We start from the raw sequence: 20,935 nt of genomic DNA, 5'->3' as shown, positions 1-20,935 counted from the left end.
AAAATCAGATTTTTATCAAGTTCGGCATTAAAATTCTTGTTAAATTCATCAATAATACAGAAAATTTCCGGAGTTTTCTTGAACGAAATGAAAAACTTTGTCCTTGGTAATCATGGCAGATTTTGTTTGTATTTTATTGATTTATATTACTATAAAGGTACAACTATTTCCGCATATTACCAAACTTTATGATGAGTTCTTATCCCGAACTCGCGTAATATATGGTTTGTATCAAGTTGATTTGTTTTCTCCTTTCCAATATCTTTACGTCTTTTTTCGTCATGGCATCGTTTTTTACCTGTCGTTAAGCATGCCGTGCCATATCTTATATACAACATGTTGAATGAAAGGTGAAAAGCGATTACGCCTGTTTTGCATCGTGATTTCGGCGGAATTACACACCAAAACCGCTGAAATTGTTTTCCAAAATCGGCGGTTTTAATTTATTGTTTACCACTAACGGGTAAATGGATCGCTAACAAATATTGTATAGTTCATTCGTTATTTTACCACGAATTTCTTTGACACGATGCCTTTGCTGGTGTTTACTTGCAGTACATACACTCCGCAGGAAAGAGGTAGTGACACCACTTCCGAGATTGGGTGCACGGAAAGCACTTTGGTGCCCGACAGACTGAACACTTCGACATTTGGTGCGGGGAGATTGTTGTCGGCATGTTTTATCGTAACGGTGTGCCCGTTGTCGGAGAACGATATGTCGATGTTGTTGCCCGCCATTTCTATGTCGTTTATGCCCGAAACCGTGCCTATGCTGTAAACTTTGCCGTAGTTGACGTATTTTCCCACGGTCTCGAAAGTGGTTTTGTCTTTCTGTGTCTCCATTATTATTATGTACTTCCCTTCTGCCAGGGTCGGTTTGTAGTTCTTTGTTATCGTCTTCGTCTCGCCCGCTTTCATCTTGAGGTTGAACTCGATGTGTACGGCTTCTCCTCCCTTGCCGGTCATTTGGCGCAGTCTTATATAGAACTTTCGGGTAAAGTCCTTGTTTGCTTTCAACGTAACGCTGAACGGTACTTTTACGTCTTTTTGCATCTCTGTGGGCAGTGTGAATTCATTGCATTCCAACACGAGGTCGGGGTTCTCTTTCACATCTATTATGCAGTCTTCGAAGAAACCCTCCACGGCCTTCTCTCCGTTGTCGGTTATATAGTATGTCTTTATCTTATACTGTCCCGGGTCTACGTCGAGTCTGTTGTAGTATCTCATGTTGCGAGCCTCACTTTGTTTGAACGTCTCGTTAATTAGAATGAATGGATATGAAGTAGTTGCGTCGTCTGCTTTCTCCAGTTTCATCAGCATACCCACCTTTCCTTCCGTTCCGTAGTTTCTCACGTCTTGCAACACGAGAGCCTTATCGCCTTGTTTCACGGTTTGGTCGTATGTCGTTGCACCTATCCACTCATAGTTTTTCGTCTGTCGTATGACAGGTGTCGTGGCTTCTTCTTTCACTTCCACGACGGTCTTTCCCACGGCATCGTCATTGAACGGGTGGGTCTCGTGCTTGTCTTCGAATGCCGTTATCTGATAAGTTCCGGGCGGCATGTCGGCCGGAAGATTTACGATGAGAGTGATGATTTTTTCGCTGTTGTCATACACCCGGTTTGTAACATCGCCCCGTTCTCCTGCCATGTATGATTTCTCCGGGTTGTCTGTCGATGTAAATTTCAGCATTACCTTACCCAAATAAAAATCGTTGCTGTTGTTTTTCAGGTTTAGTCTGAACGCTCCACTCCCCTTTGCGTAAAGGTCTCCGTCGGGGGTAATCTTTTCGAGCAGCGTTACATCGGGCTCGGGTGTATGGATTGTTGCATTCATTGTTCCGTCGGCAACGGTAACATCGGCATAAGCCGGCAGGCCGTTGGGATGGCGCAGTATGGTGTATTTGTCGGCATCTGCGGCCTTGAAGGCAAACATCGTGTGGTATTGTCCGTCGGCCACTCCTTGCACTTTTGCCGGGATGTCCTGCATTTTGTATTGTACTGCCTCTATCAAGTTCTGTGCATTCGGGTCAACACCCCTTATGCTAATGTCGCCTTCTTTCAGTACTTTCACGATGTTCCCGTCTTTCTCGAGTACGGCTGCAATCTTTCCCGAGAAATTCTCTGTGTCGTTGTTCTCCACGAATGTCATGTATTGGTACATTACATCGTTGGTACCGTATGAGAATACCGCGAGTCGTACGCCTCCATATACAGGCCACTCTCCTTTTCGGTTCGGTTCTTCTGCCGGTTTTATGCCCACTATTATTTCCTGTCCGAGGTTGAAACCTCCTCCGTTCGCGCCAATCCCCAGTTCGTACGGATTCATGGCATTTACCATGAAATATCCGTTGCTTTTGCCATACCAGCCCCAGTTGATATGCACGAAATCGTTAGAGTCGTATCCGTCGCACACGAAAGCGTGTCCGCCTTGTCCGTCTTCGTTCGACGCACTGTAAAATACCGGTCGGTTGGCATTGAGTTCTGTCTTTATCATCTGCATCCATTCAGGTGTGCTGTAATAGTCGCGCACCTTGTAACTCATGCCCTTGTCGTATCCGAAATATTTCACCATGGCTCCCGTTACCATCTGCGAGTATGCTCCGCTTCCGCCGGGAAGGTATGTCATGTTGACCGACACGCCGAGTTGACTGCACAGCGTTGCCACGGCGTTGTTTTGTACGGCGTCGGCATTCTCTTTCTCGAGCCGTGCCGGCATGTTGTTCCAATCGTATGTGGTAGATCCGAAATCGGCTGTGAGATTTCCCACGTTAGACTTGTAGGTGTACGTCCCCGTTCCGTGTTCTGGATACTTGTGGAATCTCATTATCTGTGCCATTGCCGTGGCAACGCACCCTACATAGTAGTTAACGTCTTTGCCTTCGTCGTTTTTGTATGTAGGACATATGCCGTTGAAAGGTGCGTCTTGTCCCCATTCAATTTTGTCAAGGATGGGGTTTACCACAGGTGTTCCCGGTTCTTTGGCATATTTCCCATTTGTCGGTATTTCTTTCATGTTTCCCTCTATGATGTCGGCATAGAACTGCATCCACGCCACGATGTTGTCGGGAGCATTCTCAAAGTCAAACGAACCCTCGTCGGAGTATGCCAGAATTTCTGCGATGTCGTCGTCACCCGAAACTATGACGAATCCATTGCCGTTGCCGGAATTATATATATAATAAGGAGCGTATCCCGGTCGGGGAGACTTTCTTATATTAAGATTCTGCGGAATGGCAATCGACTGCAGTTTTACGTTCCCCGCCATTCGCGCGTTCAGGAAACGTTCTGCCACTTTCCTTGCTTCTGTCTGTGATACTTTCTTGGCAAATGTTGCCGATGATAGTATCGTCAGGAACAGTAACAATATTGGCAATGTTCTTTTCATTGGTATAAAATTTTAGTTTGATAATTATTCCGTATGGTAATATTTACCTGTCGAGGTGCGGTTGTACACGGTCTCGTTTGGCACAGGCTGTATTTTTGTTGCAAAATTAATACATTATTTTAAATTTGCAATGAATGGATAATTATTTTTTAACAACTATTTGTTTACAATTTAATTCGAACAAAATGTATTGATAAAAAGACTGTGCCAATTGTTTATTACGGTAGTCCGCAGAATGGTTTTGATAACGTGATGACACTTGCAATGATGTGTGTTCGTCCGATTGTGTTTACTTGATAAAAAGTATAATATTCGGTCTTGTTGCTCAAAAAAACTAAAAATCAAAGTATTGTTTGATAAAAAAGTTGTAATTTTGCAACTTAGTTTTCGGAAAAGGAAAGAATATTTCAAATAGATGTTTTTTAAAAAATGAACAATGAACCAGCAAGAACGTTTGTTCTTATAGCAATTATAGTTACCATTTTGGTTTATCTGCATTTCTTGCCACAAGTGTCGCTTGCAGGGACACAGTTGAGAGATGTTGACATACTCAGCGACTTGTTGCCGGAAATTGACGGCGATGCCGGTGGCGACGTTATTGCAAAACCGGTGGTACCGGCAGCACCGGTCGTTACGGAAAAGGCAAAAGGAAACGCGAAGAATACTTCTGTAAAGAAGAAACCTTGTCCGCCGGGAACCACCTGCGTGATAGACTATTCGGGAGGTGGAGCACACGGCATGGCGGCATTCTACAAGGCTTTGGCAAACGTACAGAAAATGAACCGACCGGTAAGAGTAGCCTATTGGGGCGACTCGTTCATAGAGAGCGATATAATGACAACCGACCTGCGAGCATTGTTTCAAGAAAAGTTTGGTGGAAACGGAGTGGGATGGGTTGACTGCGGAAAGACAACCAACAGCGCACGCCCCACGGTGAGAGTGGCAACGAGCGGATTTACGAGCCATTCCGTGATGGAACGTAAGTCGTTCAATGCCTCGAAGCAGGGAATATCACAGAGATATTTCACAGTGGAAGGCTCGGCGTATATGACGCTTAGCGGCACGATGTGGAACAAACATTGCGGCTCGTGGGGTACGTCAAGCATATATTTCAAGACGTCGACCCCTGTCAGCATCACGGCAACAATGAACGACGGAGCACAGAAAACGTTCTCGGCAGAAGCATCGTCCGGCGTGCAGAGCGTAACGGTGGCAGGGCAGATGACAAAAGTAAAATGGACCGTGAGCGGTGCAAACGCTTCGACGTTGTTCTATGGAACGGCACTCGACCCGCAACAAGGTGTGGTGGTGGATAACTTCGCCATGAGGGGCAGTTCGGGAATTTCGCTTGCCGGAATACCTGAAAATACGATGAAAGAGATGTCGGAAAAACGACCGTATGACCTGCTTGTATTACAGTTCGGACTGAACGCCACGAGTCCGCGCAGTACCCAAAAGCAAATGCAGAACTATGTGGCACAAATGACAAAAGTGATAGATATGCTAAAACGTTGCTATCCGAACACTGCCATCCTCATTGTCAGCATGAGCGACCGCGACCAGCGAGTAGGCGGGCAGATAAAAACAATGAAAGGAGTAGAGGAATTGGTCTCATACCAACAACTGCTGGCCGCAGACAACAAAGTGGCTTTCTTCAACATGTTTGAGGCAATGGGAGGAAACGGAGGCATAAGCAAGATGGCACAGAAGGGAATGGCGGGAAAAGACTATACGCACATCAATTTCAAAGGCGGCGCATACGTTGCAAAGAAATTGTTCGACGGAATAATGGCCGGAAAATAATCGGGACGGAATGATGACGATAATGGAGAATATTGCACGGGTGTTGGAATACGATTCCGAGCAGCCGATGATTTTCAGCAGCGGAATGTTCTTGTGGCTGTTCCTCGGTTTCACATTCATATACATGTTGCTGCAAAGGAAACTCATGGCACGATTGGTTTTCGTGACACTGTTCTCCTATTTCTTCTATTACAAGAGCAGCGGCATCTATTTCATGTTGCTCGCAGTGGTAACGGCAAGCGATTGGTTGATAGGAAGACAGATGGGAAAAATAATCGAGCGAAACCCTGACGACAAGCGTAAGACGGGCTGGCTAGTGGCACTGAGCGTGATAATAGACCTGTCGCTGCTCGCTTATTTTAAATATACCAATTTCTTTCTTGGTTCGCTCTCGCAGATTATAGACAACAACTTCCAACCGCTCGACATATTCTTGCCCGTGGGAATAAGTTTCTTCACGTTCCAAAGCCTGAGTTACACAATAGACATATACCGACGAGAGATATGTCCGCTCGACTCGTTGCTTGACTATGCGTTTTTCGTTTCGTTCTTCCCCCAACTCGTGGCGGGACCCATTGTGAAAGCCCGCGACTTCGTTCCGCAGATAAGAAAACCGCTGCAAGTAACACGCCGAATGTTCGGAATGGGAGTTTACCTTATAATAATAGGACTCTTCAAGAAAGCAGTCATATCAGATTATATCAGCATAAATTTCGTGGAACGCGTATTCGACCACCCCGAGATGTTCAGTGGTTTGGAAGTATTGCTCGGCATATACGGTTATGCTTTACAGATTTACTGCGATTTCTCGGGATACAGCGACATGGCCATCGGCATAGCACTGCTGCTCGGATTCCGTTTCCCGATGAACTTCAATGCGCCATATCGTGCAGTGTCGGTTACCGACTTTTGGAGGAGATGGCACATCTCGCTGTCCACATGGTTGAAACAATACTTGTATATCTCGCTCGGAGGCAACCGCAAGGGCAAACTGAAAACATACTTAAACCTTACGATTACAATGTTACTCGGCGGACTGTGGCACGGTGCGTCATGGAACTTCATATTTTGGGGAGCGTTGCACGGACTGGCACTGAGCATTCACAAGTTCTTCTCACAGGAGATACTGCACCACGACAAAAGCTACACCGGCCGAGGATGGAGACGGGTGGCAGCCGTAATACTCACGTTTCATTTCGTGTGTTTCTGCTGGATATTCTTCCGCAGCAGCGACTTGGAAACAAGCATAACGATTGTTACACAGATTGTAAGCAACTTCCATCCGGAACTGTTCCTGCAGGTGGTGAGCGGTTATCCTTGGGTGTTCGGGTTGATGCTGTTCGGATTTGTGAGTCATTTCCTGCCTGACAGATGGCAGAGTCGCATCATCGCACGCCTGTCAATGACCAACGTTATGGTGGGGGCAACACTCATCACGGCAGTGATATACATTGTGATACAGGTAAAGTCGAGCGATATTCAACCGTTCATATATTTCCAATTCTGATGCCGTACGACGCATTCGTACGCCTCCCGACATTTAAACCCAAATCTGTCATTAGACCGCATTTGCTTAGATTTGCCATTGCCGTTACGCTTCCCGACTGCTTTAGCCCGCTTGCTGCCATCTGCGCAGCCATTACATCCCGACGCAGCCCGCTACGCCTTCGATTAAACGGCTGCACATCTGCTCAACAATCGAACAAAATCGGTTGAGGGTTCTAATGACCGATTTGGGTTAAAAAGAAAAATTGCAAGATACAAAAAAGAACCAAATAACCTGTTTTAAAAGGAAATATTTGGAATATATAAACTTTTTATATATCTTTGCGGAAATATTAACAAACAACACATTTTGCCGACAAAACAGAATTATCATGACATAAGATAATGCAAATTTTATTAACCCTTTAAATTTATTGATAATGAAAAAAACAATTTTAGGTGTATTCATCATGATGATGGGACTCTTCTTTGTTTCTTGCGGAGGAGAAAAAGACTTAAAAACAGTAGTGGAAAGCGCACAGAAAGACGGTGCAAACTGGACCGAAGACGAGTGGAAAGATGCTTTCAAATCGGTAATGAAAGCATCAAAACCAATGCTTGAGGAAGCTGTATCATTCAAAAAAGAAATGGAAGGAAAAAGTGAGGAAGAGCAATTTAAAATAGCTGCGGAAATAATGGAGAAAATGGAAAAGTTCACAGAACTTCAAAAACAAATAACCGACTTTAACGCTGCAGCTGAAAAAACAGAAATCGGAAAGAAATTGATCGAAGACGACAATTTCCAAAAAGAAGCGGCCAAGGAATTGGGAATGGAGAAACTGATGGAAGAAATGTAATATTTCTATTATGGTGGATCGTAGAAGCCACTTTATGTTATAACAAGACTTCGGATGAGGGATTATGCCCTGTTCCGAAGTCTTTATTTTGCAGGCTGTAAATTTTCCACACGATAGGAGAAGTCATCTCTTTTTCACAACTAAACTTTCTCAATTACCATTTTGTGGCATAATGGCAGGCATTTTCGGCGGTTTTGCAGAGTAATTCAGGCGAAATTGCATACCAAAACCGCCGAAATTGCAACCGTACCGACATCTGCCGAGAGAATCAGATGGTTACTCTGTTTGTATGGATGATTTCGATGTTTGTTTATGTTTTCTTGTGGTACAAATTGCATGTTGCCAATACCGACAATGGATTCGTGTCAGTATTTGTGTCAAAATTGTCTATGGAGCAGTGTGTTTTATTGTTAATCCTGCATGTGAGGATTTCGGTTGCCATGACAAGTAAGTATGTTTTTATTTTCGCATAGTAAAATATTATCCCGGAACGGTGTATTTCTGTCTCGAATGTTCGATTTTTGTTTTCTGTTTTTATGTCACGAAAATTCAGTCTCTTTAATTTTGTATTGTCTGATGTTTCGCTTAACTTTGCAGTCATGAAGACAACCATCCTCATAAACCCGAAGTACGAAGAACTGTATAAATGGCTCGAAGAGATGCCGGCAAAGTTCTCCGATGAGGGACGTGAGATATACAAACTCCGTAATATAATAAAGGTAATGGACGCGCCGGAAGGACTTCTCCTTAATGTCAAACGTTACCACAAACCACATTTCCCCAACTCGCTTATCTATTCGCTGGGCATACGGAAGGCGAAAGGAAAGCGCGCATTCGAGCACCCCGTACTGCTCGCAGACGCAGGCATAGACACCCCCGAACCGGTGGCATACATAGAGCAACGCACTGCCGGAATATTGGGTTTCTCGTTCTTTGTGAGCATACACCGGCAGAACTGCCACACCATGTACGAGGTAGCGGGAAAAGATGACGATGAGTACGCGGAACTAATGGAGGCACTCGGTTGTTTTACGGCACGTCTTCACGATGCCCGGATATTGCATTGCGACTACACTCCGGGCAATATACTATGGAACAAGAACGACGACGGCACGTTTTGTTTCAGTCTCGTGGATACCAACCGAATGCGGTTCGGAGAGGTGGGAATGCACGAAGGTTGTCGCAACATGAAAAAGATGTGGGGTTCGAGGCGACTTGTCGGTATAATGGTGCGAAGTTATGCCCGCGCACGCGGCTTCGACGAGGATGCTTGCGAAAAGGAAACAATGGCTCTGCGCCGCACTTTTTGGAAAAATTACAAGGATAAAGACAAACTCCCTTTCAAGATAGATGTTTAAAGACATGCCACGAGTGAAGATTATCATACCCATATATCGGGAAACACTTAAACCGGAGGAGACCGAGGCACTCGACAACAACATGCGGCAACTGAGCCGCCGTACAACGGTGCTGCTCAAGCCGCGGGGACTTGACATATCGTGGATTGAAAGGAAATATCCACAGGCAGAGGTAAAAGAGGTAAGCGAAGAGTGGTTGGGGAGAAAAAACGGAATTGCCGGATACAATGCCATGATGATGTCGGCGGATTTCTATCGGATGTTCTCCGACTGCGAGTTCATACTCGTATGCCATACCGATGCATGGATATTTCGCGATGACTTGGATATATGGATGGATCGCTCCATAGACCATGTGGCTGCACCATGGATTACCTGGCCTTTATATTCGCATTTCCCTTTTAAGCAATTGACAAGTCTGCGGCGCAGAATGGTATCCTCCCAAAAAATGTTGCGAAGCGATACCTACGGGCATGTTGGCAACGGCGGACTGTCGCTCAGGCGTGTCGCTGCATTCATAAAGGCATGCGAGACTCACGCCGATAAGGCGAAGATGTTTATAGAGGCACGCAACTCTATGCACAACGAAGATGTGTTTTTCGCACTCGTGGCGACCGAACTGCGCACACCGTCGGCAAACGAGGCCATGACTTTCGCATTCGACGTAAAACCTGCGGTGTGCTACAAAAAACTCGGTCGATGCCTGCCGATGGGTTGCCACGGATACCGACACCGCAGCCGATGGGGATTTTGGAAACGCTTCATTGCCCCGTCAGTTCGGTCGTAATTGTCAAAAACGCTCAATCTGCACCATGTACCGAAAAACTTTCTCATGCAAACATCGGGCAGGTTTGACAAGAGAAAACATATACATATAACATGAGAATATCAATAATGGTTCATACGGTAAGACCTAAATACAATAATGTAAGTGAAGATGCAAAGCATGGTCACACACAAACCGTAGTTTTTTTAACCCAAATCGGTCATTAGAAGCCTCAACCGGTTTTGTTTGATTGTTGAGCAGATGTGCAGCCGTTTCATCGAAGGCGTAGCGAGCTACATCGAGATGAAACGGCTGCGCAGATGTCAGCAAGCGGGCTAAAGCAGTTGGGAAGCGTGACGGCAATAGCAAATCTAAGCAAATGCGGTCTAATGACCGATTTGGGTTTAATCTTATTCTCAATATTCCATTTGTCGATTGAGTTTGCACTTACGGCTATCGCTCGCGGAGACTTGCAAAAATATGCTAAATGTTTTGGAGGTTAGGAATAATCAATGTATCTTTGCAACCATAAAAATTCTTCGTCGGCCGCGATGGTGGAATGGTAGACACGAGGGACTTAAAATCCCTTGGCCAGGAATGGCTGTGCGGGTTCGAGTCCCGCTCGCGGCACACTTTTCATCTTATAAACAATGATTTTTGTTATGCGTAAAAATCTTCTTTACCTTCTTACAGCATCAGTCTTAGTCGCAACCACATCGTGCTCATCAAAGATGGGGCAACTGACGGCGTCTAATTTCGAGGTGACACCGAACCCCATGGAAACACGCGGAGGGCAGGTAACGGTAACCATCAACGGCAGATTCCCTGCCAAGTTCATGAAGAAAAATGCGGTGGTGACCATTACACCCGAACTGCGCGGAGGCAACAAATACATAGTGCGAGCCGAAGAGGGAACATCGTTCCAAGGCGAGAAAATAAGGGATAATTTCCCGGTAATTCCTTTCGACAACGGAGGTAATTTCACAATGCGACAGACATTCGACTATACCGAAGAACTGCACCGCAGCGATCTTTATATGAATGTTGTGGCACGTGTGGGCAAAAAGGAGATAAAGCAACCTCTGATAAAGGTGGCATCGGGAATAATTGCCACTTCGGAACTTTACAGAAAGGCTCTTGAGACGGAGATGCCGTGCATAGCCCCTGACTCGTTCCAGCGCATCAACAACCGAAAAATGGAGGCGCAGATAAAGTTCCTCGTAAACCAAGCGAACATCAGAAAAAGCGAACTGACAGGAAACTCGGTGAAAGAGTTCGTGGAAATGCTGCGCAGAATAAATCGGGAACACGAGAGTCTGAACCTGAAGAACGTGGAAGTGCTCGCTTATGCTTCGCCGGAAGGCAGTTTCTCGGTAAACGACCGTCTCGCAAACCGTCGTCAGTCGGTATCCGAAGACTATGTGCGGGGGCAGATGAAGCAGGCAAAAATCAAAGGGAATGTATCGGCACGATATACGGCGGAAGACTGGGAAGGCTTCCAACAATTGGTGGCGGCAAGCAACATTCAGGACAAGGATGTGATACTGAGAGTGCTGTCGATGTATCAAGACCCCGAACAACGGGAGCAGCAAATACGTAACATGAGCGAGGGTTTCCGCGAACTTGCCGATGGAATACTACCCGAACTGCGTCGCGCGAGAATGATAATAAACTACGAGACGGTGGGACGAAGCGACGGACAACTGAAAGAACAGTATGCCAAAGACCCGAGGAAACTTACCGCGGACGAACTGTTATATACCGCTACGCTCGAAGAAGACTTGGAAAAACGCAAGGCCGTATATGTAAAAACGGAAGAAATATATCCGCGCGACTATCGGGCAAAGAACAACATTGGCGTGATTGAGATGATGAGAGGAAAAGAACTTGAGGCTCTCGACAAATTCAACGAGGCAATGGAATCCGGAAAACTGCCGGAAGCGTATGCCAACATGGCAATAATGGCTATGCGACACGGAGACATCGAGATGGCGGAGCGATACCTCTCAGATGCCACCGGAGCAGCAGGCATGGGCAAAGTGCTGGGCATACTGAACATAGCAAAGGGTAATTATGTACTCGCGGAACGGAATCTTAAAGATGATAAAAGTAATCTTGAGGCTCTGGCACAGATTCTGAACAAGAATTACAGCGGAGCAGCACAGACGTTAGCGAACATCGAGAACACCAATGCACTGACTCATTACCTCAACGCACTGCTCATGGCACGCACCGGACAGAATGTCAAAGCATCGGAATATATGCTGAAGGCGGCATACGCAGATTCTTTCTTTGCGACTTACGGAGACAGCGACATCGAGATGAAAGACGTGAAAAAATAGCATGCCGGGGCGGCTGTGCAGAGTATTACAACATACGTTCTTGAGCAATGAAATGGAGAACATACCTTATAATAATATGCGCATTGCTGACAGCGGCGTGTTCATCGCGACGCGGACGATTCCGCATCAAAGGGCATTTCCTGCACATAAATCAAGGACAACTGCTCGTTTACAGCAACGACGGTGCCATGGTAGGCATAGACACGATAAACGTGTCGGGCGGAAGATTCTCGTATGAGATACCTTGTAACGCACCGGGAACGCTGATGTTCGTATTCCCAAACTACTCGGAACACCCGGTGTTTACCGAGCCGGGGGGGAGCGTTGACATGAACGCTGACGCTTCCCGCCTGAAAGAAATGGAGGTTACGGGTACCGAACAGAACAAACTGATGACCAACTTCCGGAAACAGACGGCACAGATGTCGCCACCGGAAGTGGCTCGTCATGCAGAACTATTCATCGGCGACCACCCCGGGTCGCATGTCAGCGAATATCTGTTGCGCAGATACCTCGTTGTAACAAACAAACCGGAATACGGAAAGGCATTGCAACTACTCGACAAGATGATTGCGGAACAACAGGACAATGGACGGCTCGTGCGACTGAGAAATGACATAATGCTTATGAAAAACACCGGTACGGGAATGACAATGCCCAATTTCTCGGTACATTCTACCGACGGACGAACGATAAACAACAAAGAACTGCAAGGGAATGTCACGATAATTACTACATGTGCCGCATGGCAAAATGAAAGCATTAACCAACTCCGGATGTTGAAACAGAAAATGAAAGACACGGGGAACGCATTCAAGGTTATTACAATTTGCTTCGATGCAAGCAGCGAACAGATAAAGAGGGCGTTGGGACAAGATTCCATATCATGGCCTATGGTGTGCGATGGCAAAATGTTCGAGGGCAGACTGGCTGCTCAATTCGGACTATACAATGTTCCGGACAACATAATCTTCAACAAGCAGGGGCGTGCCGTGGAGCGAAATCTTGATACGGAAAAACTTATCAAGAAGATAGACGAAATCAGATAAACATTTATTCCTTTCTTTTTACGGAGGCTCTTTATCCCGGCAGGTATTCAAAACTAATCCCATACCTGTATGTATGGTTTTATCAGTTTCTTATTTTACTCGTATCTTTACTTATGTTTTTCGTCATTCTGTCGGTTGTCGTCAGTAGTGTAGTCGTCATACTCTTTCTTTCATACAACATACTGATTGAGAGGCAAATGTAAAGATGACAGGCAATTGATTTAGAACACTTAATTGATAAAAAACTTTCACCAATTTCCGAAAAGGCTGTTCCGAATTACCGAAAAGTCTCTTTTGTTAATTGATTTTTTATGGTAATCTACTTGCTTTCCTTATTTATCCAGCAACTCCCTTGCGTTGTTTACCGCCGCCTCGGTTATGTCTGCTCCGCTGAGCATCTGTGCAATTTCTCGCACTCGTTCCTCATTGGTAAGCATTGTCATTGTCGATACGGTTCCCTTTGATGTTTCTTCTTTATACACCTTGTAGTGTGTGGTGCCGCTTGCGGCAATCTGCGGAAGGTGTGTTATGCTGATTACCTGTCGGTCGTTTCCTGCCATCTCCTGCATCATTGCTCCCATTTGTTCTGCAATTTTGCCGCTCACTCCGGTGTCAATCTCATCGAAGATAATGGTAGGCAGTTGCGCCGCACCGCTTATCATGGCTTTTATCGACAGCATTACGCGTGCAACTTCTCCTCCCGATGCCACCTCGCTTACCGGACACATATCCGTACTTGTGTTTGCACTGAACATGAACGACACCTTGTCTGCACCGTCCGGCGACAGCGGTTTCTCGTCTATTGAAACGGCAAACCGTACTTTCGGGATTCCCAATGGTACGAGTCTTTTTTTCATTTCTTTCTCGATCTCTGCGGCTGCCTTGCGTCGTTGCTTTGTGAGTATTGTCGCTGCGTCTGTGCATTTCGCGTGCAATTTCTCCACTTTTTCAGATAACATTCTCACTTCTTCGTCTCCGTTCTCTATATGTTCGAGACGTTCGGTGAGGTCTTTCTCTATCGAAATCAGTTCTCCCACCGTACTTACCCGGTGTTTCTTCTGTAACGAATAGATTACATTGAGTTTGCCGTTTATATCATCGAGACGCCTCGGATCGAAATCCACGTCGTCCGCCCATTGCCCAAGATCTTGCCCGATGTCTTTCAGTTCTATTGAGCAACTGTCGATTCTTTCTGCCATTTCTGCAGCGTTGCCGTAAACTCCCGCAATACCGTTCAACGCCCGTGCCGCCTCCCTGAGTTTGTCGATTACGCCCTGTTCGCCGTCTCCGGACAACAGTGAGTTTGCCAAAAACAAAGCCCCCTTGATGTCTTCGGCATGACTCATGGTCAGGCTCTCCTGCTCCAATTCTTCCTGCATTCCCTCGTACAGGTTGGCTTCTTGCAATTCTCCGAGTTGAAAACGCATGTAGTCCTCGTCCTCCGCATTCCGCCTGATGTCGTCTTTCATTTTCTTCAACTCCCTCTTTGCCGTTGTCAGTGCGGCGTATGCCTCCTTGTATCCGTCAACGAGTCTGTTGTCTCCGGCAATTATATCGACCACCCCGAGTTGGAAATCCTCCTCTCGCAGCATAAGATTCTGATGCTGGCTGTGTATGTCTATCAATGCCATTCCGAGTTGTTTTATTGTCGTGAGGGGTACGGGTGTGTCGTTTATGAATGCCCTGCTCTTTCCTGCGGCAGTGAGTTCGCGTCTCAGAATGCAGTCTGTGGAATCGTATTCGATGTCTTTTTCCGTGAAAAAATCCTGCATTTGGTAGTCGGCAATGTCGAAATGCGCCTCTATTATGCACCTCTCGGCACCCGATTTTATTTGTTTTGAGTCAGCGCGTTGACCGAGCAGCATTGCAATTGCTCCGAGAATGATGCTCTTTCCGGCTCCCGTCTCTCCCGTGACGACCGAAAATCCTTTTCCGAACTCAATGTCGAGAGTTTCTATCAGCGTGAAATTCTTTATGTATAGTCGTTTCAGCATTTTCTATTCCTTTATCTTTTCCCACGAATTGTTCTGTGAAGCGTTGATGGAGAAAAGAATTTCATATACCGTTTCTTTCTCTTTCTGTGTTCCCTTTCCTTTATATATATTTGCGAGTTCATCCTTCTTATAGTCCGTCCATATCTGCGGCAGTCTGCTCAGCGGTCGGTCTTCGTGTGCTTTCTTCAATCCTTTCTCCAATGCGGTGGTTATGTTTGTGCGCCCTCTTTCGACGTTGTTTGCCATCTCGTCGAGTCCGAGTCGGTAGTAGTCGTATTGAAACTGTCTGAACGGTCGCATTGCTCCCTCCATATAGTCATTGATTACGGCAAATCGGTTACGGTCGTTGTCGAACGCCTTCCATCCCGTGAATGAAAGGTTTTGTGCATTGTTCGTCAGGTTGAGACACCTCTGCAGCACATCCTCTCCGCCCATCGGTGCGAACGAGTCGAGGTTTATGCCTATTATCAGCAATGCGTAGTATGCCGTAAGTGCCACGAGTTGGTTGTCTATCTGTTCTTCGTTGAAATTTAGTTGATCGAATTGTGCGAACTCGAAATCGAAATTGTTATCGCGATTGTTGTAAAGTGTTGTGGTGTATGAAGCGTTGTACACAGGTCTGTTTGCCTGTATCATGGCATTGCATGTGAAAAGATTTGATGCCGCGTCATATTTTGTCACCGTTATGTTTATGCTGCACGGTATGCGCTCGTTCTTTTGAAATTGCAGCGATGTCCATTGCTGTTCGTTTATAAACTGTTCGAGAGTCTGTTGCAGAGTCTCGAAAACCGATGCGTCGGTACCCTGCACCTGTTGGTGGTTCACGGTGACGCGTGCCTGCAGTTCCTGTGCTTCCGAACACAAAACCATTGCGAGCAGTGGTATTATGGCAAGTATTCTTTTCATGGTTCTTTCATTTATTGCAATGCCGTTGCGGCGTACAGCCATTTAGGGTGCGGTTTTATTGTTCGCGCAACGGTATCTCGAGTTCTTCTATGATGTCCCTTGCCACCTCCGTCTTCGGTTTCTTTGGGAAATTCTTCTTTGCCGTCCCCGAGATAATTGTTATCATATTGTCGTTGCAACCGAACGTAGTCCCCTTGTTGCGTGTGCTGTTCATCACGATAAAATCGAGTTTCTTTCTTTTCAGTTTGTCGATTGCGTTCTCCTCCTCGTTATTTGTTTCGAGTGCGAATCCCACGAGGATTTGGTCGCGTTTCTTCCTTCTTCCCAGTTCGGCGGCTATGTCGTGAGTTGGTTTCAGTTGCAGTGTCAGTTCCTTTTCTCCTCGTTTTATCTTGCAGTCTGCCACATCTGCGGGCTTGAAATCTGCCACGGCGGCACACAATATCGCCGCATCAACATCATCGAAAGCAGCCACGGCGGCATCGAACATCTCTTCGGAACTCTCCACATCGATGCGTTCGATGCGTTCCGATGCTTTCAAACTTACCGGTCCGGTTACGAGTTTTACCTTTGCTCCTCGTCGTGCACACTCTTCGGCGAGTGCAAATCCCATCTTTCCGCTTGAGTAATTGCCAATGAAGCGCACCGGATCAATCTTCTCGTAAGTAGGTCCGGCGGTTATCAACACAGTCTTACCCCATAGCGGAGAGTTGGCATAATACTTCCCGTCGAAATACAAATCGAGGCATTTCACTATTTCCTCGGGTTCTTCCATACGCCCCTTGCCCTCGAGTCCGCTTGCCAATGCACCGCTTTTCGGTTCGATTATGATGTCACCGGCATTGCGCAGTTTTTCTATGTTGGCTTGCATTGCCGGGTGTGCATACATGTCGAGATCCATTGCCGGAGCCACGAACACCGGAGCCTTCATCGAAAGATAAGTCGTTATTAGCATGTTGTCGGCAATGCCGTTTGCCATTTTTCCCATGGTGTTGGCCGTTGCCGGCACTATTAGCATTGCGTCTGCCCACATTCCGAGTTCCACATGCGAGTTCCACGAACCGTCGCGCTGTGCGAAGAACTCGCTGATTACGGGCTTCCGCGTCAATGCCGACAGTGTGACGGGTGTAATGAACTCTTTGCCTGCCGGCGTTATCACCACCTGTACTTCTGCCCCTTGTTTAATGAGTTGCCTAATTATCAGGCACGCCTTGTATGCTGCTATGCTTCCCGTTATGCCAAGTACTATTTTCTTTCCGTTTAACATGTCCTTATTTGTTGTTTTTCATTTCGCGCAGGCGTATTCTCATAAGCACCTGCTTCGTGTTATATGTGAAATCGCCTCCGAGCATCCAACTGAAATATCCCGGGTCTTTGTGCAGTATCTCTGCCACGTCCCAGCCCTTGTATTTCCCGAAATTGAACACCTCGTGTCGTCTCGGTTTCCCGTCCTTTCCGAGCAGAGTTTCTCCGTCCCTGCCTTTCATTTCCTTCCAGATTATCCGTCCCGCGAAATCAACATTGTCGTTGTTCTTCGACATCTCCGCCAATGCGTCCATGTCGTTTGGCAGTTGCCGTTCGGGGTCTTCCTGTCGCCCCGGTTCGTACATGTCGAGTTGCCCCATCAGCACTCGGTATGTAGCCTCCGTGTCTTGGTCGGCACGGTGTGCGGCAAAGTCGTCTTCCATTTTTCTTCCGCAGTAGAACTTGTATGCCGCTGCGAGGTTTCGTCGTTCCATTTTGTGGAATATCGTCTGTGCGTCTATCAGTCTGCTGCTGCCGAAATCGAAATCTATGCCTGCGCGCAGAAACTCCTCGGCAAGCATCGGTACATCGAAATGGTTCGAGTTGAAACCACAGAAATCGCAGCCTTTCAGGTCGGCCTCCAGCGTCTTTGCTATCTGTTTGAACTCCGGTGCGTCCTTTATGTCGTCGTTGGTTATTCCCGTCAGTTGTTCCACCTCCTGCGGTATTTCCTTTCCGGGGTTCACAAACTTGTTTACGCGTTCCTCCTTTCCGTCCGGAAACACCTTTATGTACGAAATCTGTATCACGCGATCCCGCACGATGTCCAGTCCCGTGGTCTCAAGGTCGAATACCACGAGCGGTTTCTTCAAGTTCAGTTTCATCACTCTGCGTTTAGTCATTCAGCAACATCGGCATCAACAGCATGAGTACCTCTTCTCCCTCCGGTTGCTCTGACGGAATGATGAGGCACGGGCGGCTCGGATCCGCAAACTGCATCTGCACCTCGTCACTTTCAAGGTTTGAGAGTATCTCCACGAGCGATGTTCCCATGAATCCGATACTCATTGGCGCGCCCTCGTACGAGCAGTTCACCTCTTCTCTCGCGCTTGTGGCAAAGTCGATGTCTTCCGACGACACCTCTATCTTTCCCGCACTGATGCGCAGACGCACTTGCTGACTGCTCTCGCTGGCAAACGGCAGCACGCGTCGCAACGCGCCAATGAGCGTTTTGCGGTCGATGCTCAGTTCGTAAGGGTTGTCCTCCGGTATCACCGAGCCGTAGTTCGGGTATCGTCCGTCGATGAGACGGCATGCCAACTGTGTTTGTCCGAACGTTATCTCTGCGTTTCGGTCGTCGAAACGTATGATTACCTCTTCATCGTCTTTCGTCAGTACATTCTTCAGAAGTGTTGCCGGTTTTTTCTGTAATATGAACGATTGCGGCTTCTCGCTTTTCAGTGCGAAATACTTGTTGCGCACCAACTTTCTGCCATCCGTCGCCACGATGTTCAGCGAGTCGGTCGCGAGATCCATGTATATTCCGTTCATAACAAGTCTCAGTTGCTCGTTGGCAACGGCAAACAGCGAGCGTGAGATGTTGTCGAGCATGGCTTTTGCCGGCATCGTGAACGTTGCGGCTTCATCGCCCAACTGCTGTGTGCGCGGGTATTCCTCGGCGTTTTGGCAGGTAAAGTTGTAAAGACCGTTCTGGTATATTATCCTCACGGTCATCTGCCCGGTGTCAACGTCAAGCGTAAGCGGCTGTTCCGGGAGTTCCTTCACGGCATCGAGAATGGTGCGGTTGTTTACGGCGAAACTGCCGCCGCCTTCCACTTCTTCAATGGGCAGGGCGGTCTTCATCACGTTCTCACTGTCTGATGCCGTTATCTCCAATTGTCCGTTACCTACTTCGAAGAGAAAGCAGTCGAGTATTGCGATACTGTTCTTGCTGTTAATCACCCTCGAAAGGATGCTCAGACGGCTGCTCAAAGCCGTGCTTGATATGGTAAATCTCATATTCTGAAATTATGTTATGGTTTGTTTGTAATAATCGTATATTAGGCACAAAATTACAAAAAACGGTAATGTAAAACAAAAAAACAACTGAAAAAGTTCCTCTTTTAAAACTATTTTATTAATTTCGCAAGCGATTTCGCACTTTGGTGTTCTTTTTACGAATGGAAATATCATAATAACAAAAAATAAAACCATAAATATAATGGAAATAGAAGGAAGAATTATCAACGTCCTCCCGAAACAGGAGGGTACATCGTCACGCACAGGCAACCACTGGGCATCACAGGAATATGTAATCGAGACACACGAAAACTACCCCAAGAAATGCTGTTTCCGAGTGTTCGGGGAAGACCGCATAACCGCAATGAACATACAGCCGGGCGAGGAACTTCGCGTGAGTTTCGACATCGATGCGCGTGAGTATCAGGGACGTTGGTTCAATTCGTTAAACGCATGGAAGGTGGAACGCATCGATCCGGCAGCCGCACAAGCCGCACAACAGGGCATGCAGCAATCGGCAATGCCGCCGTTCGGCGCACCGCAACCTGCGGCACCGTTCGCCGAACAGCCTGCGGCACAGACTTCGGAGACTGCTCCTGCCGACGACCTGCCGTTCTGACACCATGCTCATGACGCCGGAACAAAACGGTACACATAACGGAACATGGGACGGGAAATGCCTTTCGTCATAGCGGAAAGCCTTTCCCGTCTCCGTTAAAAATGTCGTTGAAGAAAACAAAACGGCCTGTTTTGCTTTCCAAATCCGCCGAATTTACCGTGCAATTCCGCCCAATTTGCAATTATGCATACCACGTGCTCGGAATGAACTTGTTTGCATTCGGGACGAAAAAGGCAAGTTGCTTAATATCAGATTAATATCAAAAGAACATACAAGACTATGAACAAATTCATAAAAATGTTATTGGCATGTTTGTGCATAACTTCCACGGCATGCGGACAAAAAGAATATACAGACCTTGACACGGACGCTTTCGAGGCATATATCTCACAGCACAAGACCGACGGAGTGCAAATAATAGACGTGCGCACACCGGGAGAATATGCCGAGGGTACAATCCCCGGGGCGGTACTGCTCGATGTAAAGGACGACGCATTCGCAGCCAAGGGAGAGGCAATGCTCGACAAGGGAAAGCCCGTGGCTGTGTTCTGTCGCAGCGGACGGAGGTCGGCGGCTGCCGCCTCAATCCTCACAAAGAAAGGATTCAAGAACGTGGCAAACCTCATTGGCGGCTTCCTCGCGTGGCAAAAAGCGGAGAAGACAGTTGTGACACCGGATGCCGGCACCGGCATGTAGGAATAGACAACGACATTAATTGTTTTCGTGGTATTCACGTTAAAACAATAAATTGTTATCCATTTTCGGGTTAATCTATCAGAAAATAAATGTCTGTATTGTGTCTTAAATTACATGTACGACAAGTGCGTCGGCTTTGTTGTCAAAGAAACGATAAGTAAACAATGCAGATATGATGTTCATGATGAGATTATTATGTAACGATGTCTTGAATGAGCAAACTGTACCTTGTTCTTTGGCAGGCAGTCGATTGTTTCAATAATGCGTTGTTTCCCTTGACATCATATTGTCGTAAAAAGGCATCAACTTGTCTCTAACCGGAGTGTAACGTGTAATGCCCATACATAATGAAATCCCGAAAGTTAGACGAAAAACTTTCGGGACTCATTTTAAAACACACCTCCTCTTT

At 46.7% G+C, this 20,935-nt stretch carries 16 protein-coding genes and 1 tRNA gene; 10 read left to right on the top strand and 7 right to left on the bottom strand.

Features of this window, described 5'->3' with window-relative positions; translation table 11 throughout:
* Positions 1-501 precede the first annotated feature (501 nt).
* Positions 502-3,375 (bottom strand): thiol protease/hemagglutinin PrtT, encoded by a 2,874-nt coding sequence (locus tag EII32_RS07865; protein ID WP_158611152.1) that lies wholly within the window; start codon positions 3,373-3,375, stop codon positions 502-504.
* 441 nt (positions 3,376-3,816) lie between these two features.
* On the opposite strand from EII32_RS07865, the gene EII32_RS07860 reads away from it, so the two are divergent.
* From EII32_RS07860 to EII32_RS07840, 5 genes are all read left to right on the top strand, one after another.
* Positions 3,817-5,190 (top strand): hypothetical protein, encoded by a 1,374-nt coding sequence (locus EII32_RS07860; RefSeq protein ID WP_125234885.1) that lies wholly within the window; start codon positions 3,817-3,819, stop codon positions 5,188-5,190.
* Between the two features lie 10 nt (positions 5,191-5,200).
* A complete protein-coding gene (locus EII32_RS07855) occupies positions 5,201-6,697 on the top strand; it encodes an MBOAT family O-acyltransferase (protein ID WP_410524576.1) in 1,497 nt (498 codons plus the stop codon).
* A gap of 418 nt (positions 6,698-7,115) precedes the next feature.
* Positions 7,116-7,532 carry a hypothetical protein gene (locus EII32_RS07850; RefSeq protein ID WP_125234884.1) on the top strand — a complete coding sequence of 139 codons (417 nt, stop codon included), beginning with the start codon at positions 7,116-7,118 and terminating at the stop codon, positions 7,530-7,532.
* A gap of 599 nt (positions 7,533-8,131) precedes the next feature.
* Positions 8,132-8,890: a lipopolysaccharide kinase InaA family protein gene (locus tag EII32_RS07845; protein WP_158611151.1), complete on the top strand. Its 759-nt coding sequence runs from the start codon at positions 8,132-8,134 to the stop codon at positions 8,888-8,890.
* 4 nt (positions 8,891-8,894) lie between these two features.
* Positions 8,895-9,677 (top strand): DUF5672 family protein, encoded by a 783-nt coding sequence (locus EII32_RS07840; RefSeq protein ID WP_125234882.1) that lies wholly within the window; start codon positions 8,895-8,897, stop codon positions 9,675-9,677.
* A 126-nt stretch (positions 9,678-9,803) separates the two neighbouring features.
* On the opposite strand, the gene EII32_RS07835 is transcribed toward EII32_RS07840, so the two are convergent.
* On the bottom strand, positions 9,804-10,025 hold the full coding sequence (locus EII32_RS07835; RefSeq protein ID WP_125234881.1) for a hypothetical protein: 222 nt from the start codon (positions 10,023-10,025) through the stop codon (positions 9,804-9,806).
* Positions 10,026-10,201: 176 nt separating this feature from the next.
* Here EII32_RS07835 and EII32_RS07830 point away from each other — a divergent pair.
* The 3 genes from EII32_RS07830 to EII32_RS07820 all read left to right on the top strand — a co-directional run bounded on the left by EII32_RS07830 (position 10,202) and on the right by EII32_RS07820 (position 13,047).
* A tRNA-Leu gene (locus tag EII32_RS07830) sits at positions 10,202-10,286 on the top strand.
* A 32-nt stretch (positions 10,287-10,318) separates the two neighbouring features.
* Complete coding sequence (locus EII32_RS07825) at positions 10,319-11,998, top strand: tetratricopeptide repeat protein (RefSeq protein ID WP_125234880.1); 1,680 nt, start codon at positions 10,319-10,321, stop codon at positions 11,996-11,998.
* A 47-nt stretch (positions 11,999-12,045) separates the two neighbouring features.
* The gene (locus EII32_RS07820; RefSeq protein WP_125234879.1) at positions 12,046-13,047 is read left to right on the top strand and encodes a TlpA disulfide reductase family protein; all 1,002 of its coding nucleotides are present in this window, start codon (positions 12,046-12,048) and stop codon (positions 13,045-13,047) included.
* 332 nt (positions 13,048-13,379) lie between these two features.
* Here the strand turns inward: EII32_RS07820 and recN are convergent, their stop codons facing one another.
* The 5 genes from recN to dnaN are packed head-to-tail and all read right to left on the bottom strand — an operon-like array spanning position 13,380 to position 19,211.
* Positions 13,380-15,041, bottom strand: coding sequence for a DNA repair protein RecN (recN, locus tag EII32_RS07815; RefSeq protein WP_125234878.1), 1,662 nt, complete (start codon positions 15,039-15,041; stop codon positions 13,380-13,382).
* 3 nt (positions 15,042-15,044) lie between these two features.
* Positions 15,045-15,947 (bottom strand): DUF4835 family protein, encoded by a 903-nt coding sequence (locus tag EII32_RS07810; protein WP_125234877.1) that lies wholly within the window; start codon positions 15,945-15,947, stop codon positions 15,045-15,047.
* Between the two features lie 55 nt (positions 15,948-16,002).
* Positions 16,003-17,214: a bifunctional phosphopantothenoylcysteine decarboxylase/phosphopantothenate--cysteine ligase CoaBC gene (coaBC, locus tag EII32_RS07805; RefSeq protein WP_125234876.1), complete on the bottom strand. Its 1,212-nt coding sequence runs from the start codon at positions 17,212-17,214 to the stop codon at positions 16,003-16,005.
* A 4-nt stretch (positions 17,215-17,218) separates the two neighbouring features.
* Complete coding sequence (locus tag EII32_RS07800) at positions 17,219-18,076, bottom strand: 3'-5' exonuclease (RefSeq protein ID WP_125234896.1); 858 nt, start codon at positions 18,074-18,076, stop codon at positions 17,219-17,221.
* Positions 18,077-18,086: 10 nt separating this feature from the next.
* Positions 18,087-19,211 (bottom strand): DNA polymerase III subunit beta, encoded by a 1,125-nt coding sequence (dnaN, locus tag EII32_RS07795; RefSeq protein WP_125234875.1) that lies wholly within the window; start codon positions 19,209-19,211, stop codon positions 18,087-18,089.
* 202 nt (positions 19,212-19,413) lie between these two features.
* Between dnaN and EII32_RS07790 the strand changes: the two genes are divergently transcribed.
* Both EII32_RS07790 and EII32_RS07785 read left to right on the top strand, forming a co-directional pair.
* Complete coding sequence (locus tag EII32_RS07790; protein WP_125234874.1) at positions 19,414-19,830, top strand: DUF3127 domain-containing protein; 417 nt, start codon at positions 19,414-19,416, stop codon at positions 19,828-19,830.
* A 279-nt stretch (positions 19,831-20,109) separates the two neighbouring features.
* On the top strand, positions 20,110-20,526 hold the full coding sequence (locus tag EII32_RS07785; RefSeq protein WP_125234873.1) for a rhodanese-like domain-containing protein: 417 nt from the start codon (positions 20,110-20,112) through the stop codon (positions 20,524-20,526).
* Positions 20,527-20,935: the final 409 nt, after the last annotated feature.

It is taken from the genome of Prevotella sp. OH937_COT-195 (assembly GCF_003932845.1).
Taxonomy (GTDB): Bacteria; Bacteroidota; Bacteroidia; order Bacteroidales; family Bacteroidaceae; genus Prevotella.
This window is presented reverse-complemented; position numbering and strand designations above follow the sequence as displayed.